Genomic DNA, 18,721 nt, shown 5'->3' on the forward strand with positions numbered 1-18,721 from the left:
GCAGTTACGGAGCAACCGATGGGGTTGTCACCGAAAGCGCCTGCGCAGCGAGGGACCGGACCAGGTGGCTGCGCTGTTCGATGATGATCCGGCGCAGCGCACGCGGGGCGTCCGGGTGTTCTGCGAGCCAGCCGTCGGTGCGTGCCAGCACGGGATGGTCCTCGGGCTTCCCGGCCGGTCCCAGGTCCCGGACCCCGGGGAAGAGCCCCCGCACGATCCGGCTGGCGATTTCGATGCTCCGCTCCGCCCACACTTCTTCCAGGCAATCGAAGTAGGGTTCCACAAACGGGTCCAGCAGTTCTTCGGAGGCGGTGTTGAACCCCGCGATGGTCGCGCTGAGCAGCTGGTTGGACAGCCCCGTTCCGCGGACCGCTGCGTCCCAGGCCGCGGCCTTGACGGCCGCCTCGGGCCGGGCCGCCAGTGCCGTGGCATGGCCTGCCCGTCCGGAGGCAGTGGTGTCCCTGGCCAGCTCGGCGTCAAGCTCCTGCTCCGTGGCCAGGCCCTGTGCCGCCAGGGCGTGCCACAGGCTCCAGCGCAGCTCCGCGTCCACAGCCAGCCCGGGCACCCGCTCACTGCCGTCCAGCAGCCCGCGGAGCAGCGCCGCTTGGCTGCCTTCGGTCCGGCTGACCGTGGCGAGCGTCCTGGCCCAGGAAAGCTGCTGGTCGGAACCGGGCTCCGCCGCGTAGAGTTCCCGTGCCGCGCCTTCGGCAAAGGACTTCCGCAGGGCGTCCCGTTCCGTGGCCGGCACGTACTGTTCGAGGGCCATGGTGGCGTTGCCCTGGACGTTCAGCAGGACACCGATTCCGGACTCGGCGGCAGCAAACCGGAGAACGGCGTCCACGTACTGTGAAGCGGGCGTGATGCCGTCCCGGGCCGAATTCCACAGCGCGGACCAGCACAGGGCGCGGGCCATGGGGTCGCTGATCCGGTCCAGCGAGGCGCGGACGGTGGCCTCGGAAACGGGGTCCAGCCGGACCTTGGCGTAGCTGAGGTCCTCGTCATTGACCAGGAGCAGCGCCGGGCGGGCCTTCCCGGACAGGGCCGTGATTTGCTCGGCCCCGCCGGTCAGGTCGATCTCCACGGAATCCGTCCGGACCAGCATGCCGGCGGCGTCGAAGTTGTACAGCCCGATCCGCAGCCGGTGCGGGCGCGGCTCCTGACGGCCGGTGGCCGGGTCGGTAGCGTCCTGCAGCAGCGTGACCCGCTCGAGGATGCCGCCGGGAGTGACCGTGGCATCGGGGGTGACTGTGCCGTAAGGAGTTGCAGTGCCGTCCGCCGTTTCAGCCGTCTCCAGTTCGGCGCTCAGCGTTGAGATGCCGGACGTCTGGAGCCACTGCCTCGCCCAGGTGGTGAGGTCCCGGCCGGAGGAATCGGCCAGGGCGCCGAGCAGGTCCGCCAGCGTGGTGTTGCCGTACTCGTGCTCCCTAAAGTACTGCCGGGAGCCGGCAATGAAGGCGTCGAAGCCGACGTACGCCACGAGCTGCTTGAGGACGGAGGCGCCCTTCGCGTAGGTGATGCCGTCGAAGTTCTGCTTGGCCGCCTCGAGGTCCGGGATGTCGGCGACGATCGGGTGGGTGGTGGGCAGCTGGTCCTGGACGTAAGCCCACGCCTTGCGGTTGTTCGCGAAGTTGACCCAGGCGGTTTCCCAGCCCGTGGCGCGGTCCACGCCGAGGGTCCCCATGTAGTCCGCAAAGGATTCCTTCAACCACAGGTCATCCCACCACTGCATCGTCACGAGGTCGCCGAACCACATGTGCGCCATCTCGTGCAGCAGGGTGTTGGCCCGGCCCTGGTACTGCGAATCGGCCGCCCGCGACGTGAACACGTAGTTTTCCGTGAAGGTGACCAATCCGGGGTTCTCCATCGCGCCCAGGTTGTATTCGGGCACGAACGCCTGATCGTATTTGCCCCACGGATAGGGGTAGTCAAACAGTTGGTTGAAGAATTCGAGTCCCTGCTTGGTGAGCCTGAACAGCTCGGCGGCGTCGAACGACGGCGCCATGGAGGCCCGGCAGTAAAGTGCCAGCGGCACGTCAAGGCGGGTCCCGCCGTCGTCCGTCCTGCTCCAGCGGTCCTCGGCCTTGAAGTAGGGCCCCGCCAGCACCGAGGTGATGTAGGTGGACATGGGCAGGGTGGGAGCGAAGTCCCAGCGGGCCGCGGCGGCGTCCTCCGCCAAAGGAAGGCGTGCTGCGTCGGCGCCGTTGGAGGCCACCTCCCAGCCGGCCGGGGCGGTGACGGAAAAGGCGAACCGGGCCTTGAGGTCGGGCTGTTCAAAGTTCGCGAAGACCCGGCGGGCATCGGCCGGCTCGTACTGGGTGTAGAGGTAGCACTGGCCGTCGGCCGGGTCGAAGAACCGGTGCATGCCTTCGCCCGAGCTGCTGTACAGCGCAGTTCCGGTGACAGTCACCTTGTTCTCGGCCTGGAGGTTGTCCAGCCGGATCCGTGCGCCGTCCACCACCTCGGGGACGGGCAGCTCGACGCCGTTGAGCACCACGCTGTGCACGTCGCCGGCGATGAAGTCCAGGAAGGTGGATGTGCCCGGCTCCGCTGCCGAGAAGGCGATGGTGCTGCGGCTGGTGTAGCCGGCCTGCGCCGGATCCGGTGCGCTGCGGACGTCGAGCGAGACATCGTAGCTGTGGGTGGTGATCAGGGCGGACCGCTCTGCCGCTTCGCTGCGCTGGAGGTTCTGGTTCGGCACCAAGCTATTGAATCACGGGGGCTATCGAACCAGGTGCGCTATGGAACCATTAGCAGCGCGGCGGCCAGTCCGAGGACCGCGATCAGCAGCCACGCCGCGAGTGCTGCCAGCACGCCGCGCGCCCCGGTGTGCAGCAGGGTGCGGATACGCACCGCCGATCCGAGGCCAAACAGCGCAGCGCCCAGCAGCACGTCCTGCAGCCCGGCCGCCGCCTCAAGCCAGCCGGCGGAGAGCCAGCCGCTGGAGCGCAGAGCCGCCATCACGATGAATCCGGCGACGAACAGCGGAACAAGCGGCGGCTTGCCCGCGGCAGGGCCCCCAGCCCGGCTGCCTGCCTCCCGGCGGTGCCGGATCCGCTGTTCCGCCCCGGCCATGGCCACCATCGGCGCCAGGAGGATCACCCGGGTGAGTTTGACGACGACGGCGAGGGCCAGTGCCGCCGGACCTGCGGTTTGCGCCGTGGCCACCACCTGCCCGACGTCGTGGACCGAGGCGCCGGTCCACGCACCGAAGGCCTCGGCGCTCAGGCGCAGCGGATGGACCAGCAGCGGGAGCACACCGATGGCCAGCGTCCCGCATAGCGTCACGAGCGCCACAGGCAGGACTGTGTCCCGGTGGCTGATGCGCCGGACCGCGGCCATCGCGCCGATGGCGGAGGCACCGCAGATGGAAAACCCGGTGGCGATCAGCAGCGCAGTATCGGCCGGAAGCCGGAACAACCGGGAAATCCAGTAGGTGCCAGCGAAGCTGGCCACCACCACCGCCGTGATGAGCAGGAGGGCCAGCCAGCCGAGGCCCAGCACGTCGGAGAGGCTCACCTTCAGGCCCAGGAGCACGATGCCGCCGCGCATCAGGTGCTTGCCGGCGAAGTCCAGCCCAGGCCGGGCGCGGCCGGCCGTCCACACCGCTGTGCCGGGAAGGTTTGCCGCCAGCAGGCCCAGGACCACGGCCAGGGTCATGGCCGGCAGTGCGGGCACGGCCGCATGAATTGCAAAGGCGATGGCCAGGGCGACGACGGCGGTCAGCAGGCCGGGCAGAATCCGGGTAAGGTTCTGATGCGTCATCCCGCGCAACTGCGTTAGCAGCGGGAGTCGGAAGTCTGGCACCTCCCAACCTTGCCGGACGTCGCCGCCAAAGACCAACCGGAAGCCCGCCAACACGCCATGGCGGGACGGGAAATGAATTCGCAACAAAAAGGTGGTTGGCTAATGACCATGTCTGACCTATTCCAGGATTACTCCGAGGCTGCCGGCCGCACCGGCGCCTACGACGAGATGTTTGCCCCAGGGCAAAAGGCACGCCAGTCGTATGGCCAGGTTGCGGGTGCCCTGCGGGAGCTGTCCCTGGCAGACGTCAGTGCCCGGGCGGACTCGATGGCGAGGACGTTCCTGGACCGCGGCGTGACCTTTGACTTCGCGGGGGAGGAGCGCCCGTTTCCGCTGGACATCGTGCCGCGCGTCATCCCTGCCGGCGAATGGGACGTGCTGGAACGCGGCGTCGCACAGCGGGTCCGCGCCCTCGAGGCGTTCCTGAACGACGTCTACGACAAGATGACCGTGGTGTCCGACGGCGTGATCCCGCGGCAACTGGTCACCACCAGCGCGCACTTCCACCGCGCCGTGCACGGCTTCGAACCTGCCGGCGGGGTGCGGGTGCACATCTCCGGCATCGACGTGGTGCGGGACGCCGCGGGAACCTTCCGGGTCCTGGAGGACAACGTCCGCGTGCCGTCCGGCGTGAGCTACGTGCTGGAAAACCGGAGGGCCATGGCCAAAGGCCTCCCGGAGGCCTTCGGCCAGCAGCTCATCCGCCCGGTGGAGGAGTACCCGCGCCGGCTGCTTTCCGCCCTTCGCAAGACGGCGCCGTCGGGCGTGGACGACCCCACAGTGGTGGTGCTGACCCCCGGCGTCTTCAACAGCGCGTACTTCGAGCACACCCTCCTGGCCGGTCTGATGGGCGTGGAGCTCGTGGAGGGCCGCGACCTCATCTGCCGCGGCAACCGCGTGTACATGCGCACCACCGCCGGTGAGCAGCGCGTGGACGTCATCTACAAGCGCATCGACGACGACTTCCTCGACCCCCTGCAGTTCCGCTCCGACTCCATGCTCGGCTGCCCCGGCCTGGTCAACGCCGCCCGCGCCGGTGGCGTCACCATCGCCAACGCGGTGGGCAACGGCGTGGCGGACGACAAACTGGTCTACAGCTACGTTCCGGACCTGATCCGCTATTACCTCGGCGAGGAACCGGTAATCGCCAACGTGGACACCTTCCGGCTGGAGGAGAAGGAAGCCCGCGAGCACGTCCTGGACCGGCTGGACGAACTCGTGGTCAAGCCCGTGGACGGCTCCGGCGGCAAGGGCCTGGTGATCGGCCCGGACGCGTCCAGGGACGAACTCGACGCGCTGCGCAAGCGCATCATCGCCGACCCCCGCGGCTGGATCGCGCAGCCGGTGCTGCAGCTGTCCACCGTGCCCACCCTTAGCGGCGACAAGTTCGGACCGCGGCACGTGGACCTGAGGCCGTTCGCGGTCAACGACGGCGACGACGTCTGGGTGCTGCCCGGCGGCCTGACCCGCGTGGCCCTCAAGGAAGGGTCCCTGATCGTGAATTCCAGCCAGGGTGGCGGGTCGAAGGACACCTGGGTGCTGGCGGGTTCGCCGCAGGTGCCGGTGGAGCGGCTGCCGCGGCAGTCCGTCACCGTCCGTGAGCGGGTCTCCGTGTGGCCGGTCGAGAGCAACTGGCGCGACCGGCAGTCGGAACAGCAGCAGCAGCAGATTTCTGACCCGCAGGAGGTACCCGCGAATGCTTAGCCGAATTGCCGAATCCCTGTTCTGGATCGGCCGCTACGTTGAACGGGCCGACGGCACGGCCCGCATCCTCGACGTCCACCTGGAGCGCCTGAACCACCTGCCGACCGAGGAGCGGCGCAGCGTTGCCCGCGAGCTGCTCGGTGTCATGGGGGCGCGCCCGCAGAGCGAGGACTTCGGGCTGGAGGAACTGCTCCACGCCCTCGCCTACGACAAGCACAGCGCCACCTCGATTGCAGGGTCCCTCGGCGCCGCCCGCGAGAATGCCAGGCGTGCCCGCGAAACGGTCTCGTCCGGTCTCTGGGAGAGCCTGAACACCACCTACTACGGGCTGAACCAGCACCGCAAGGACGTTGTGGGTACCTACCGCTTCTGCCACTGGGTGCTCGAGCGCACAGCCATGGTCAGCGGTTTGGCCGACACCACGGTCAGCCACGACGACAGCTGGCTGTTCCTGGCGCTGGGCCGCTCGCTGGAGCGGGCCGACATGACCGCCCGGATGCTCTCCACGCGCGACGTCCTCTCCGCAGGCATGTCCTGGGTGAACATGCTCCGCTGCGCCGGCGCCTACGAGTCCTTCCTGCGGACCCGCCGGGCCGCGTTCGGCGACCAGCACGCGGCCGAATTCCTCCTGCTGGACCGGCTGTTTCCGCGTTCCATCGTCTACGCCCTGCGTGACGCCGACGAGTGCCTGGCGAAGCTGGACCCCTCGGCCCAGCGCGTCGGCTTCATCAACGACGCCCGCCGGATTGTGGGCCAGGCCCGCACCTTCCTGGAGTTCCACCGCACGGACGACCTCATGTCCGAGCTGCCGGAGCACATGGAGCGCGTGCAGAAGGCCGTGTCCCAGGCCTCCGACGCCATTTCCCGTAAGTACTTCAATCAGGCGGACGAACTGGCCTGGGTGGGAGAAGTTTCATGACCCGGCTGAGCATCGTTCACAGGACCGGCTACAAGTACAACAAGAGGGTCACGCTGTCCTACAACGAGGCCCGCATGACGCCGCTGACGGACCCGCAGCAGGTGGTGCTGGAGTCGTCCATGAAGGTCACGCCGTCGCAGGCTGCCGTCAGCAGCTACCGCGACTACTGGGGCACCCGGGTCACTGCGTTCGACATGCAGATGCCGCACGAGCATCTGGAAGTCCTTGCCACGACCACAGTGGAGGTCCACCGGGCGATACGTGTCCCTTCGGAGGACGACATTGTGGGCTGGGACGACCTCGCTTCCCCCGAGACGCTCAACCAGTTCAGCGACTGGGTGCCGCAGTCACAGCTGACCGGGCCGGGGGAGGAGGTCCTGGGCATCATCCCCGGTGTGGTCGAGGGCAAGAACCCGCACGAGGCAGCCATGGCCATCTTCGCCTGGATGCGCGGCGAAATGACCTACATGAAGGGAAGCACCGGCGTGACCACCAACGCCGAGGAAGCCTGGACCCAGCGCCAGGGCGTGTGCCAGGACCTGGCCCACCTCGCCATTGGTGCCCTGCGCAGCTGCGGCATCCCGGCCCGGTACGTCTCCGGTTACCTGCACCCCCGGTCGACGGCGGACATCGGCGAGTCGGTGGCCGGCCAGTCCCACGCATGGCTGGAGTGGTGGGACGGCGAATGGCGCAGCTGGGACCCGACAAACCACAAGCCGGCCGGCGACTTCCATGTGACGGTGGCGCGCGGCCGCGACTACCGGGACGTGCCTCCGCTGAAGGGCATCCTCTCCGGCGGCGGCGGCTCGAACCTGAGCGTGAGCGTGGAGATCACCCGGTTGGCCTAGGCCCGGGCGGAAGCTTCACTCCGGCGAGGCCTTCACGGCGCCGCTGAGCTGGGTCCACCACGTGAGCGGCGCGGTGACCTTGAACCGCCTGCCGGTGATTGAGTCCGGCGTGATGCGGATGAAGTTGTCCTTCTGTCCTGCCTGCCACGGAAAGAGGTAGAGCGAGGCGGAATCGAGGATCTCCTCAGTGCTCTTGAGGGCGGCAGCCTTCCCTTTGACCACCACACTCCAGGCCAACCCGGAAGTCGCATCCACGCCGTCGGCCTCCAGGGCCACGGGGGATTCCCCGAGGGCGCCACCAAGTTTGGTGCCCTCACCCGTGCGGAACACCAGTGTTCCGTGGTCCACGGTGTAGTTGAGCGGGAAAATGTCCGGGTGGTCGTCCACCCACACGGCGAGGCGGCCCACGGAAACCTGCCTCAGCAGGTCCCAGCACTGGCTGGAATCCAGGTGCTCAACGGACTCGTGGGATGCGTCGGCGGGTTGCACATTCGTCATGGACCAGAGCCTACGCCGGAGCCGTAGGTCCTGCCAGAGCGCTTCCGGCTACTCGAACGACGCCCTGCGCTGGTCCATGAGCCTGGTGCTCCAGATGTGCGGAGCCGCCACTTTGAAACGGCGGCCGGTCGACGGGGAGCCAGACCGACGGGGAGCCGGGCCGTGCCCCCGACAGAAGACAGCGCCGTTTTACCAGGGGCTGGCCTTGTAGTCCTTCAGGAACACCCCGTACTGGTCCTCGCCCTTTTCACCCATGACGATGGGGTCGTAGACGCGGGCCGCGCCGTCCACCAGGTCCAGGGGCGCGTGGAAGCCTTCCTCCATCAGCCGGACCTTGGTGAAGTGCGGGCGTTCGTCGGTGATCCAGCCGGTATCGACGGCGGTCATGAGGATCCCGTCGGTCTCCAGCATCTCCTGGGCGCTGGTCCGGGTCATCATGTTCAGGGCCGCCTTGGCCATGTTGGTGTGCGGGTGGCCGGGTCCCTTGTAGGCCCGGGAGAACTGGCCTTCCATTGCGGAGACGTTGACGATGTACTTGCGGCGCGCAGTTGAGCGCTTCATGGCGTCCCGCAGGCGGCTGACCAGCAGGAACGGCGCGGTGACGTTGCACAGCTGGACCTCGAGCATCTCCAGCGGGTCCACCTCGTCCACCACCTGCGTCCAGCTGTTGATGGTGGCGAGGTCCGGGACCAGGCCACCGGCGTCGATGGCTGTTCCAGCCGCGATCCGTTCCAGTGACGCCGAACCGGTGGAGAGGGCAAGGGACGTGACGGCGTCGCCGGCCAGGACCGGGTGTTCGGTGACGCTGCTGGCAAGCGCGAGCGGGTGCTTGTCGTGGGCATGGCCGAAGGTGACCAGTTCCGGGCCGCCGTTGGCTGCCTCCAGGGCGGCGGGGAGCGGCTCGTCCTCGGCGTCGACAAGCGGCTTGTAGGCATTGCCGGAGCGGCGCACCGTCTGGGCTGCGTTATTGATGATGATGTCCAGCGGCCCGGCGGCATTGAGGTCATCGGTGAGGGCAATGACCTGTGACGGGTCGCGGAGGTCGATGCCCACGATCTTCAGCCGGTGCAGCCATTCCCCGCTGTCCTCCATGGCGGCGAAGCGGCGCGCGGCGTCCTTGGGGAAACGGGTGGTGATGGTGGTGTGTGCGCCGTCGCGCAGCAGCCGCAGGGCGATGTACATGCCGATCTTGGCGCGGCCGCCGGTCAGCAGGGCACGCCGGCCGGTGAGATCGGTGCGGGCATCGCGCTTGGAATGGCTGAACGCCGCGCACTCGGGGCACAGCTGGTGGTAGAAGGCGTCCACCTGGGTGTAGTGCTGCTTGCAGATGTAGCAGGGCCGGGACCTGATGAGGTGGCCGGCGACCTTTCCCGTGGCGGACGGGGCAAGCTTGTTGCCGCGCGTCTCGTCGTCGATCCGGTCCGGCGCGGCGGTGGCAGTCTGCGCAAGCACGGCGCGGTCCGCCTCCGCGATCAGATCCCGCTTGGTCACCCGCCGGTGCCGCTTCACGGCCTTGAACATCTTGCCGGTGGCGCGGCGCACCGAGACGTAGTCGGGGTGTTCCTCGTCGTAGACGTGGATGCTGTTCAAAACCTTGAGGCAGGCCTGAATCTCTTCAGGCGTCAGATCGGCGGAGCTCATTGATCTGATTTTACAGCCTGCGGAGCGTCAGACCTGCCTCAAGGAAATTGCTTGAACAGGGATTACTTGAACAGGGGACTAGGAGCGGACGGTCTGCTGCGGCGGGGCGTCCACGCCGACGGCGGCCGCCTGGACCTTGCCCACCTGTTCCACCGAGTTGCGGACCTCGGGCCAGTTCTCCGTGGCGGCCTTGACGGCATCGGGGACCAGGTGCAGGTTCGCGGCGGACAGTGCCCGCTCCTCGTCGCCGGGCTCAGGAACGGCCTGGTACTTGGAGAGAACCGTAATGCCGGAGTCGGTCACCTTGAAGCCGCGGGCGCGGTCCAGCTCTGGATCAAGGCCGATGGCGGCGCCGGCGGGCACCTTGACGTTCTTGTCGATAATGGCCCGGCGCACCACGGCACCTTCGCCGATCTGCACCTTGTCCATGAGTACCGAGTCGATGACGCGGCTGGCCGAGCCGACGTAGACGTCGTTGGACAGCACGGAGCCTTCCACGATGCCGCCGGAGATGACCACGCCGCTGGCCACGATGGAATCAAGGGCCGTTCCCACGGTGTTGTTCTCGCCGCGGACGAACTTGGCCGGCGGGGAAATGCTCTGCCGGGTGTAGATGGGCCACTCGGAGTTGTACAGGTTGAATACCGGCAGCGGCGAGATCAGGTCCATGTGGGCGTCGTAGAAGGAGTCGATGGTGCCAACGTCACGCCAGTATGTGCGGTCCCGTTCGGTGGAGCCGGGAATGTCGTTGAGGGTGAAGTCGTAAACATCGGCCTGCCCCTGGTTCACGAAGTAGGGGATGATGTCCCCGCCCATGTCGTGCTTGGTGTCCAGCCGTTCCGCGTCGACGTGCAGCGCGTCCACCAGGGCGTCGGCGTCAAAGACGTAGTTGCCCATGGAGGCGAGGAACTGGGTAGGGTCTGCTGCCAGACCCGGGGTGGAGGCGGGCTTCTCGACGAATGCAGCGATCTTCTGGGGGTCTTCGGGGTCCACCTCGATGACGCCGAACTGGTTGGCCATGTTCAGGGGCTGGCGGACGGCGGCCACGGTGGCCTTCGCACCGCTCAGGACGTGCTGCTCAACCATCTGGGCGAAGTCCATGCGGTAAACGTGGTCGGCACCCACCACGACGACGATGTCGGGATTGGCGTCGTGGATCAGGTTCAGGGACTGGTAGATGGCGTTGGCGCTGCCGAGGAACCAGCTCTTGCCGACGCGCTGCTGGGCCGGGACAGAGGCGACGTAGTTGCCAAGCTGCGTGGACATCCGCCACGTCTCGGAGATGTGGCGGTCAAGGCTGTGGGACTTGTACTGCGTCAGGACCACGATCTGCAGATACCGGGAGTTGACGAGGTTGGACAGCGCGAAGTCGATGAGGCGGTAACTGCCGGCAAAGGGCACGGCAGGTTTCGCCCGGTCTGCCGTCAGCGGCATAAGACGGTTTCCCTCGCCCCCTGCAAGGACAATGGCCAGGACTTTCTTTGTTAACGGCATGGTCGCTCCTGTACGCCTTCGTAACTCCCCAAAAAATCCGGTTTGTCCGGACTTTCTTCACACTAGAACAGTTCCACCGTAACGACTACCTTGGGTAACGTGCGAATAGACATTGTGACTAAAGAATTTCCGCCGGAAATCTATGGCGGCGCGGGCGTCCACGTTGCCGAGCTGAGCCGGGTGCTGGCCAAGCATGTCGACCTCCAGGTGCGTGCCTTTGGCGCGCCCCGGGACGCCGACTATCATGGCGCCTCGGTGACCTCCTACTCGGTGCCCGAGGACCTGGGCGCAGCGAACGCCGCCGTGCAGACCCTGGGCGTGGACCTGCGCATCGTCCCGGACGTCGCCGGCGCGGATCTGGTGCATTCGCACACGTGGTACGCGAACATGGCGGGCCACCTGGCGTCGCTGCTGCACGGCATCCCGCACGTGCTCAGCGCCCACAGCCTGGAACCGCTGCGGCCCTGGAAGGCTGAGCAGCTGGGCGGCGGCTACGCCCTGTCCTCGTGGGTGGAGAAAACCGCGTATGAGGCGGCAGCCGCCATTATCGCCGTGTCCGAGGGCATGCGCCAGGACATCCTGCGCAGCTACCCGGAGGTGGACCCGGCCAAGGTCAAGGTGGTGCACAACGGCATCGACGTCAGCCTGTGGAACCGCGACGAGAACGACGACGTCATCCGCACCCTGGGCATCGACCCCGCCCGGCCCAGCGTGGTGTTCGTTGGCCGCAACACCCGGCAGAAGGGTGTTCCCTACCTGCTGCGGGCCGCCGCCAAGCTCCCCGCAGACGTCCAGCTGGTCCTCTGCCTCGGGGCGGCGGACACGCCGGAACTCGCAGCGGAGACGGCCCGGCTGATCGAGGAGCTGCAGAGCCAGCGCAGCGGCGTGGTGCTGATCGAGCGCATGCTTCCCCGCAACGAGCTGATCCAGGTCCTGAGCCACGCCACGGCTTTCGCCTGCCCCTCCATCTACGAGCCGCTTGGCATCGTGAACCTCGAAGCAATGGCCTGCGGCGCTGCCGTGGTGGCCAGTGCAACGGGCGGCATCCCCGAGGTGGTCAACCACGGTGAGACCGGCCTGCTGGTCGAGCTCGAGCAGGTGACCGACGGTACCGGCACGCCGCTGGATCCGGAGAAGTTCGTCAGCGAGTTCGCCGCGGCCCTGACCGAGGTTGTGTCGGACCCGGAGCGTGCCCGCGCCATGGGCCAGGCTGGCCGCAGGCGTGCCGAGGAGCACTTCTCCTGGGAGTCGATCACCCAGACCACACTGGACGTCTACCGTTCCGTCCTCAGCTAGGGTCACCTAATTCAACGCCCGACGGCGGGGACCTCCTAACGTAGGTCCCCGCCGTCGGGCGTTTAGTCAACTGCGGGGCGGGAGTGATTTCTCCGGCACGGGGGCTGTTCCGCTGGCACGCTGCACCCGGTAGTAATCCCGCGCCTCGTCCTGGCGGACCTTTTCAGCGCCGGTGGCGATGGCCGCGCGGAGATGGGCCGGGCCGTAGCCGAAGGCGTCCACGAGGTCCAGCGCATGGGGGCGCAGCTTGACCAGGAGCCGGTTGATGTAGCCGCCCACGGTGCGTGCGCGCTGCATGGAGAGCCTGCCGTTCATCAGGTACCACGAGAGGTTGTTCTCGATGAGCGACAGGCCGAACAGGTCGCGGAGCCAGGTCAGCACGGTCCTGGTTCCCGGGTCGCCGACCCGGCCCAGTGCCTCGGTGAAGGCCTCCCACTGCAGGAGCTCGGCGTGCGCCCGGGCGGCATCGATGAGCTCGTCCTGGTGCTGGTTGAACAAGGCGGACGCTTCGCGCTGGGGCAGCCGGCTGGCGCCCCGGAGGGCTGTGGCCGCTTCGGCAACCATCGTCTGGACCCGGTCCGTGAGCAGTGCGCGCTGGCTTTCCTCGTCGCGGAGGGCAATGGCGGCCTTCTGGACTGAGCCGTTGTCAGCCACGAACTGGGCCACCTGGCGCAGGCCCGTGCGGTGGACAGCGGTGCCGGCGGCCTGGTTGACCACGTACCGCGCCAGCACTCCGAACGTGGCACTGCGGAATTCCTTGGCGTAGTCGGCCAGCAACCGCTTGGCCACGAGCTGCAGCAGGACGGTGTTGTCGCCCTCGAAGGTGACATAGACGTCGAGGTCCGCGCGGAGCGAGGCGAAGCGGTTCTCGATCAGGAACCCGGCTCCGCCGCAGGCTTCGCGGCATTCCTGCAGCGTATCCAGTGCGTGCCAGGTACTGAGCGGCTTGAGCGCCGCGGCCAGGGTTTCCAGGTCCTGGCGGTCCTCGTCGGAATCGTGGGCGCCGGAAAAGACATCGTCCAGCTTTTGGAGCAGCTGGTCATGCGCGAAGCCTGCGGCGTAAGTGGTGGCCAGCCGCGTGAAGAGCCGGCGTTGGTGCCGCTGGTAGTCCAGCAGCACCTCTTCCTCGACCGGGGAGGAGGCGTTGAACTGCCGCCGTTCGGTTGCGTAGGTGATGGCCGTCTTCAGTGCGATTTTGGACGCTGCGACGGCCGCACCGTCCAGGCTCACTCGGCCCTGCACCAGCGTGCCGAGCATGGTGAAGAACCGCCGTCCGGGGCTCGCGATGGGCGAGGTGTAGTTACCCGCGGAATCGACGTCACCGTAGCGGTTGAGCAGGTTGGTCCGCGGGACCCGCACATGGTCGAAGTGCAGCCGGCCGTTGTCGATGCCGTTGAGCCCGCCCTTCACGCCGTCATCCTCACCACCGATTCCCGGCCGGAATGCCTTGCTGACGGGGTCACGCAGGTCCACGTAGAACGCGTGCACGCCGTGATTGACCCCGCGCGTCACCAGCTGGGCGAACACCACGGCCCCGAGGCCGTCAATGGCCGCGTTACCGATGTAGTCCTTCCAGGCGGCGCGGAAAGGGGTGTGGATCACGAACTCCTGCGCGTCAGGATCGTAGGTTGCCGTGGTGGCGATGCTGGCGACGTCCGAACCGTGTCCCGTTTCGGTCATCGCGAAGCAGCCCGGGATGTCCAGGTTCATGATGCCCGGCAGCCACTTCTCGTGGTGTTCCGCCGTGCCAAGGTGCATCACGGCCGAACCGAACAGGCCCCACTGCACACCGGCCTTGATCTGCAGGGACGGGTCCGCGGTAACCAGTTCCTCAAAGCCGGCGATATTGCCGCCGTGGTCGTCGGACCCGCCGAAGCTGGCCGGGAAGGCCCGGTGCACGGCGCCGCTGTCCACAAGGTGCTTCAGCTGTCGGAAGGTGCGCGCCCGGTGCTCCGTGTGCGTGAGCCCTTCCGTCTTGTGGAGCTCCTCGCGTGCGGCCAGGTCACGTGCCTGCCGGCGGACGGCTGCCCACTTGCCCAGGAGCAGCTCACCCAGGGCGGCGACGTCGACGGCGGGCAACGGGCCTGCCGTCCCCGCGGTTGCTGCATGGGTGGTTGTGCCCTGGCGGTCCGCTACTTCAGTCATGTCGATTCCTTCGTTGGTATTGACAGGTTCCGGTGCTATTGAATGTCGGTGAGTTCCGGCGCGATGCCGACGCACAGCCAGTCGGTGATCTGGCGTGCCATGGTTTCCTGGTCCGGCTTGCCGGGGGAGTCCGGACTGGCCAGCCACTGCTCGCCGGCGTTGCGGACCAGGCCGATGGCGGCATTGGGCCAGTAGCCGATAACGGACTCTTTGCCTTCGCCGAGATGGGCCCGCATGGGCGCGGCGATCATGCCCGCGATGGCGTCAAAGAAATGGCCCAGGGCGCCGGACGTCGTGATCGAGGTGGGACCGCCGTCGGCCTCCGCAGCGGAGTACCGGGTCACAAACGTGTAGACGTTGGGGCTGGTTTCGGCCATCTGGAGGTAGGCCGAGACCATGGCGAAAAGACCCTCCCGGGGCGTTTGAGCGCTTTGCGCCGCCTCCCTGATGCGCTGCTGCATCTGTCCCAGCACCACTTCCCCGACGGCCTGCTGCAGGCCGGCTTTGTCACCGAAGTACCGGTAGAACACCGACTTGGAGGTGCCGGCCGCAGCGGCAATGTCCTCCATCGACGCGTCGCTGCCGAGCGTGTGCACGGCCCGCCGGGCGGCCTTGATGAGTTCGCGCCTGCGCTCCTCGCGGTGCCCCTGCCAGCGCGAGGCGCGGCCGTCCACGGCTTCTGAGGGGGAGCCCGGGGATCCGGCCGGGGGAGTCAAGTTCACGATACCCAGCGTATCAGGTACGCTGGGTATCGATAACCAGCCGGATCAAAGGAGATAGCACATGCACGTGGATCGTCAGCCTCAAACCGTGCGGAAGGCCGTGGTGGTCGGCGGCAACAGGATCCCGTTCGCCCGGACAGGCGGTGCGTACACCAAGTCGTCCAACCAGGACATGCTCACCGCGGCCCTGGACGGCCTGATCGCCCGTTTCGGCCTGCAGGAGGAGCGGATCGGTGAAGTGGCCGCGGGCGCCGTCCTCAAGCATTCCCGGGACTTCAACCTGACGCGCGAAGCAGTGCTGGGCTCGGCGCTGTCACCGGAAACTCCCGCCTATGACCTGCAGCAGGCCTGCGCCACAGGCCTGGAAACAGTGCTGGGCCTGGCCAACAAGATCAGGCTGGGCCAGCTGGACTCCGCCATCGCGGGCGGCGTGGACTCCGCCTCGGACGCCCCGATCGCCGTCAGCGAAGGACTCCGGGAGGTGCTGCTGGACCTTAGCCGCGCCAAGACACTCCCGCAGCGGCTTCAGATCCTCGCCCGCCTGCGCCCCAAGGACCTCGCCCCGGATGCGCCGAACACCGGAGAGCCCAGGACCGGACTGTCGATGGGCGAGCACCAGGCTCTGACCACGGCCCACTGGAACATCTCCCGTGAGGCGCAGGACGAGCTTGCCCTCAACAGCCACCGGAACCTCGCCGCCGCCTATGATGCCGGGTTCTTCGACGATCTCCTCACGCCATACCGGGGGCTCACCAGGGACTCCAACCTCCGGCCAGACACAAGCCCCGAAAAGCTGGCGTCCCTGAAGCCGGTGTTCGGCCGGAACCTCGGTTCGGAAGCCACCATGACGGCCGGCAACTCCACGCCGCTGACCGACGGCGCCTCCACAGTGCTGCTCGCCTCGGAGGACTGGGCGGACGCGCACGACCTGCCCAAGCTCGCCACCGTCCTGGACGGCGAGGCAGCCGCTGTGGATTTCGTGCACGGCAAGGACGGGCTGCTGATGGCGCCGGTGTTCGCCGTCCCGCGCCTGCTGGCACGCAACGGCCTCACTTTGGACGACATCGACTACTTCGAGATCCACGAGGCCTTCGCCGGGACGGTACTGAGCACGCTCGCCGCCTGGGAGGACGAAAAGTTCGGCCGTGAGCGACTCGGGCTGGATGGTGCCTTCGGCAAGGTCGACCGGTCCAAGCTGAACGTCAACGGATCGTCGCTGGCAGCCGGGCACCCGTTCGCTGCCACCGGCGGACGCATCGTGGCCACGCTTGCCAAAATGCTGCATGAGAAGGGCAATGCCGGCGGACGCCGCGCCCTGGGACTCGTGTCGGTCTGCGCCGCCGGCGGCCAGGGCGTCGTCGCGCTGCTCGAGGCGTACTCGGAAGGAACCACCCAGGGGGACATCCATGACTGACACCTACGCACGGCTCGTCAACCACGGCCTCGGACGGGATCTGGCACGGAAGCTCGGCCTGCCGCAGCCGGCCGAACTGAGGCGCTACCGGCCCGGCCAGCCCTTGATCGACGGCCCCGTCCTGGTGGGCGGCTCCGGACCCGGCGCCGACGGAATCGCGGCGGCGCTGCTTTCGTGGGGACTCGATGTCCGCCGCCACGCTGTTCCCAAGGAACGGCTTGGCGGAATCGTGCTGGTCCTCGACGCCCTCGAGGCCCCCGGCGACCTGGAGCAGCCGGTCCTTGCGGCAGCCCCGTCGCTGCGCGACCTTGCGCCAGGCGGACGGGTGGTGACTGTTTCGCGCGCGCCCGGCGGAACGCCCTCCACGGCCGCGGCCCGGCAGGGCGTGGACGGGCTACTGCGGTCCCTCGCCAAGGAACTGCGCGCGGGCGCCACCGGCAACGGCATCATCCTGGCGGAGGACGTCAGTCCCACCGCCCCCTCCGCTCTGGGGGCGCTGCGCTTCTTCCTTTCCGGCCGGTCCGCGTTCGTGGATGGCCAGTTCATTCGGGTCAGTTCCGCCGAAGGCAGCCTGCCCGACGACGCCGACGCTCCGCTCGCGGGAAAGGTCGCCGTTGTGACCGGCGCGGCCCGCGGGATCGGCGCCGCCATCGCCCGGACACTTCACCGTGACGGTGCCACGGTTGTGGCGGTGGACGTTCCCGCGGCCGGGGACCACCTGGCGGAGGTCGCCAACGGGGTCCGCGGGACCGCGCTGCAGCTGGACATCACGCGTGACGACGCCGGGCAAAGAATCATCGACCACGCCGTGCACCGCCACGGCCGGCTGGACGTCGTGGTCCACAATGCCGGCATCACCCGGGACAAGCTGCTGGTCAACATGGACCAGTCCCGGTGGGGTTCGGTTATCGATGTGAACATCGCCGCCCAGCTGCGCATCAATGAGGCCCTCCTTGCCTCCGAGCACTTCCGTTCCACGCCGCGCATCGTCTCGGTTGCCTCCACGAGCGGCATCGCCGGCAACCGCGGACAGACCAACTATGCGGCGTCCAAGGGCGGGGTCATGGGCATGGTCCGGGCCACCGCACCGCTCCTGGCGCAGCACGGCGGTTCGATCAATGCCGTGGCACCCGGATTTATCGAGACAGAGATGACGGCGCGGATTCCCTTCGCCACCCGGGAGATTGCCCGGCGGCTGAATTCCCTGCAGCAGGGCGGGCAGCCGGGGGACGTTGCCGAGGCCATTTCCTTCCTCGCGGGCGATTCTGCCGGTGGCATTTCCGGAGAGGTTCTGAGGGTGTGCGGACAAAACCTGGTGGGGGCATGACCGGCGGCCAGCACCTCATCCTGGGGGAGATGCCGTCGCTCTCCAAGCTCTACGTGAATGCGGCGGCCTCGGCGGCCCGCCGCAGGATCCTGGGCTCGCATGCCGCCGCCGTGCTGCCTGCCGTCAGCCACGAAGTCCGGGAGGTCCGTCCCGACGTCGAAAACCTCACGGCGTACCAGCACCTGCTGGGTGAGACTGCCAGTGACGTGCTGCCGGCAGGGTTCATCCATGCGCTGTCGTTCCCCGTCGCCATAAGCGTCATGAACCGGGACGACTTTCCCCTGCCCCTGCTGGGAATGATCCATCTGCGGAACGTGATTGAGTACCGCAGGCCGGTCAGGTTCACTGAGACGCTGGAAATTGTGGCCAGGGCGGAGACGCTCCGGGCGCACCGCGCCGGAACGCAAGTGGATATTGCGGTAGAGGTGCGCGCCGCCGGTGACAGCGCTGTGTGCTGGTGCGGCGTGTCCACGTATCTCGCCAAGGGCGTGTTCCTGCCCGGCATCGACAAGGCCTCGGCAGCAGCCGCGCAGCAGGGTTTCACCGCCCCGGACCCCACAGCGCTCTGGCAGCTTGGCGTGGACACCGGCCGCGCCTACGCTGCCGTGTCCGGGGACTTCAACCCGATCCACCTGAGTGTTCTTTCCGCCAGGGCCCTGGGCCTGCGCCGGTCCATCGCCCACGGCATGTACCTGGCGTCGAGGGCGCTGGCGGACGTGGGCTCGGCCAAAGGCGGCGCCTTCCGCTGGGACGTGGAGTTCGAGGCTCCGGTTTTCCTGCCCGCACGGGTGGCGCTGGACATTTCGACGGCGGAGGCCGGGGACGGCGGCTGGCTGCGGTCCGACTATGTGGCCTGGAGCCCGCGGTCCGGCCGGAAGCACTTCAGCGGGTCGGTGGCGGCGCTGTAGC

14 protein-coding genes are annotated in these 18,721 nt (G+C 67.8%); 7 read left to right on the forward strand and 7 right to left on the reverse strand.

Annotation, left to right across the window (positions count from 1 at the left end; all coding sequences use genetic code 11):
- Nucleotides 1–4 precede the first annotated feature (4 nt).
- Together pepN and QF036_RS14330 are read right to left on the reverse strand one after the other, a co-directional pair.
- Complete coding sequence (pepN, locus tag QF036_RS14325) at nucleotides 5–2,698, reverse strand: aminopeptidase N (protein ID WP_307102879.1); 2,694 nt, start codon at nucleotides 2,696–2,698, stop codon at nucleotides 5–7.
- Between the two features lie 38 nt (nucleotides 2,699–2,736).
- Nucleotides 2,737–3,762 carry a YeiH family protein gene (locus tag QF036_RS14330; protein WP_307102881.1) on the reverse strand — a complete coding sequence of 342 codons (1,026 nt, stop codon included), beginning with the start codon at nucleotides 3,760–3,762 and terminating at the stop codon, nucleotides 2,737–2,739.
- Between the two features lie 150 nt (nucleotides 3,763–3,912).
- On the opposite strand from QF036_RS14330, the gene QF036_RS14335 reads away from it, so the two are divergent.
- Genes QF036_RS14335 through QF036_RS14345 form a run of 3 tightly spaced genes read left to right on the forward strand, consistent with a single transcriptional unit; the run spans nucleotide 3,913 to nucleotide 7,275 of the window.
- The gene (locus QF036_RS14335; RefSeq protein WP_307105932.1) at nucleotides 3,913–5,508 is read left to right on the forward strand and encodes a circularly permuted type 2 ATP-grasp protein; all 1,596 of its coding nucleotides are present in this window, start codon (nucleotides 3,913–3,915) and stop codon (nucleotides 5,506–5,508) included.
- A complete protein-coding gene (locus QF036_RS14340) occupies nucleotides 5,501–6,427 on the forward strand; it encodes an alpha-E domain-containing protein (RefSeq protein ID WP_003802325.1) in 927 nt (308 codons plus the stop codon). Before QF036_RS14335 ends, QF036_RS14340 begins: the two co-directional genes overlap by 8 nt.
- Nucleotides 6,424–7,275 (forward strand): transglutaminase family protein, encoded by an 852-nt coding sequence (locus tag QF036_RS14345; protein WP_307102884.1) that lies wholly within the window; start codon nucleotides 6,424–6,426, stop codon nucleotides 7,273–7,275. Before QF036_RS14340 ends, QF036_RS14345 begins: the two co-directional genes overlap by 4 nt.
- A gap of 15 nt (nucleotides 7,276–7,290) precedes the next feature.
- Here the strand turns inward: QF036_RS14345 and QF036_RS14350 are convergent, their stop codons facing one another.
- The 3 genes from QF036_RS14350 to glgC form a co-directional block, all read right to left on the reverse strand.
- Nucleotides 7,291–7,773, reverse strand: a complete 483-nt coding sequence (locus QF036_RS14350; protein ID WP_307102886.1) for a pyridoxamine 5'-phosphate oxidase family protein — start codon at nucleotides 7,771–7,773, stop codon at nucleotides 7,291–7,293.
- 189 nt (nucleotides 7,774–7,962) lie between these two features.
- A complete protein-coding gene (locus QF036_RS14355; protein WP_307102888.1) occupies nucleotides 7,963–9,414 on the reverse strand; it encodes an SDR family NAD(P)-dependent oxidoreductase in 1,452 nt (483 codons plus the stop codon).
- 78 nt (nucleotides 9,415–9,492) lie between these two features.
- A complete protein-coding gene (glgC, locus tag QF036_RS14360; protein WP_307102890.1) occupies nucleotides 9,493–10,908 on the reverse strand; it encodes a glucose-1-phosphate adenylyltransferase in 1,416 nt (471 codons plus the stop codon).
- A 99-nt stretch (nucleotides 10,909–11,007) separates the two neighbouring features.
- On the opposite strand from glgC, the gene glgA reads away from it, so the two are divergent.
- Nucleotides 11,008–12,204 (forward strand): glycogen synthase, encoded by a 1,197-nt coding sequence (gene glgA, locus QF036_RS14365; RefSeq protein WP_307102891.1) that lies wholly within the window; start codon nucleotides 11,008–11,010, stop codon nucleotides 12,202–12,204.
- Nucleotides 12,205–12,270: 66 nt separating this feature from the next.
- Here glgA and QF036_RS14370 read toward each other — a convergent pair whose 3' ends face one another.
- Both QF036_RS14370 and QF036_RS14375 read right to left on the reverse strand, forming a co-directional pair.
- Nucleotides 12,271–14,349, reverse strand: a complete 2,079-nt coding sequence (locus QF036_RS14370; RefSeq protein ID WP_307102893.1) for an acyl-CoA dehydrogenase family protein — start codon at nucleotides 14,347–14,349, stop codon at nucleotides 12,271–12,273.
- A gap of 35 nt (nucleotides 14,350–14,384) precedes the next feature.
- Nucleotides 14,385–15,071, reverse strand: a complete 687-nt coding sequence (locus QF036_RS14375) for a TetR/AcrR family transcriptional regulator (protein ID WP_307102895.1) — start codon at nucleotides 15,069–15,071, stop codon at nucleotides 14,385–14,387.
- 61 nt (nucleotides 15,072–15,132) lie between these two features.
- Here QF036_RS14375 and QF036_RS14380 point away from each other — a divergent pair, with 61 nt between their 5' ends.
- From QF036_RS14380 to QF036_RS14390, 3 genes are read left to right on the forward strand one after another with little or no spacing between them, the layout of a single operon-like run.
- Nucleotides 15,133–16,485 carry an acetyl-CoA C-acetyltransferase gene (locus QF036_RS14380; RefSeq protein ID WP_307102898.1) on the forward strand — a complete coding sequence of 451 codons (1,353 nt, stop codon included), beginning with the start codon at nucleotides 15,133–15,135 and terminating at the stop codon, nucleotides 16,483–16,485.
- Nucleotides 16,478–17,812 carry a 3-oxoacyl-ACP reductase gene (locus QF036_RS14385; RefSeq protein ID WP_307102900.1) on the forward strand — a complete coding sequence of 445 codons (1,335 nt, stop codon included), beginning with the start codon at nucleotides 16,478–16,480 and terminating at the stop codon, nucleotides 17,810–17,812. The genes QF036_RS14380 and QF036_RS14385 overlap by 8 nt, the downstream gene beginning before the upstream one ends.
- Nucleotides 17,809–18,720 carry a MaoC family dehydratase gene (locus QF036_RS14390; protein WP_307102902.1) on the forward strand — a complete coding sequence of 304 codons (912 nt, stop codon included), beginning with the start codon at nucleotides 17,809–17,811 and terminating at the stop codon, nucleotides 18,718–18,720. Before QF036_RS14385 ends, QF036_RS14390 begins: the two co-directional genes overlap by 4 nt.
- The last annotated feature ends 1 nt before the right edge of the window (nucleotide 18,721 follow it).

The organism is Arthrobacter globiformis, from assembly GCF_030817195.1.
GTDB classification, from domain to species: Bacteria; Actinomycetota; Actinomycetes; order Actinomycetales; family Micrococcaceae; genus Arthrobacter; species Arthrobacter globiformis_D.

What these genes read in the sequence shown, in the direction of transcription:
- QF036_RS14380 (WP_307102898.1), top strand. Translation starts at nt 15,133, where the DNA reads ATGCACGTGGATCGTCAGCCTCAAACCGTGCGGAAGGCCGTGGTGGTC.
- QF036_RS14350 (WP_307102886.1), bottom strand. Translation starts at nt 7,773, where the DNA reads ATGACGAATGTGCAACCCGCCGACGCATCCCACGAGTCCGTTGAGCAC.
- glgC (WP_307102890.1), bottom strand. Translation starts at nt 10,908, where the DNA reads ATGCCGTTAACAAAGAAAGTCCTGGCCATTGTCCTTGCAGGGGGCGAG.
- QF036_RS14345 (WP_307102884.1), top strand. Translation starts at nt 6,424, where the DNA reads ATGACCCGGCTGAGCATCGTTCACAGGACCGGCTACAAGTACAACAAG.
- QF036_RS14355 (WP_307102888.1), bottom strand. Translation starts at nt 9,414, where the DNA reads ATGAGCTCCGCCGATCTGACGCCTGAAGAGATTCAGGCCTGCCTCAAG.
- QF036_RS14340 (WP_003802325.1), top strand. Translation starts at nt 5,501, where the DNA reads ATGCTTAGCCGAATTGCCGAATCCCTGTTCTGGATCGGCCGCTACGTT.
- QF036_RS14370 (WP_307102893.1), bottom strand. Translation starts at nt 14,349, where the DNA reads ATGACTGAAGTAGCGGACCGCCAGGGCACAACCACCCATGCAGCAACC.
- QF036_RS14390 (WP_307102902.1), top strand. Translation starts at nt 17,809, where the DNA reads ATGACCGGCGGCCAGCACCTCATCCTGGGGGAGATGCCGTCGCTCTCC.
- QF036_RS14335 (WP_307105932.1), top strand. Translation starts at nt 3,913, where the DNA reads ATGTCTGACCTATTCCAGGATTACTCCGAGGCTGCCGGCCGCACCGGC.
- QF036_RS14385 (WP_307102900.1), top strand. Translation starts at nt 16,478, where the DNA reads ATGACTGACACCTACGCACGGCTCGTCAACCACGGCCTCGGACGGGAT.
- QF036_RS14330 (WP_307102881.1), bottom strand. Translation starts at nt 3,762, where the DNA reads ATGACGCATCAGAACCTTACCCGGATTCTGCCCGGCCTGCTGACCGCC.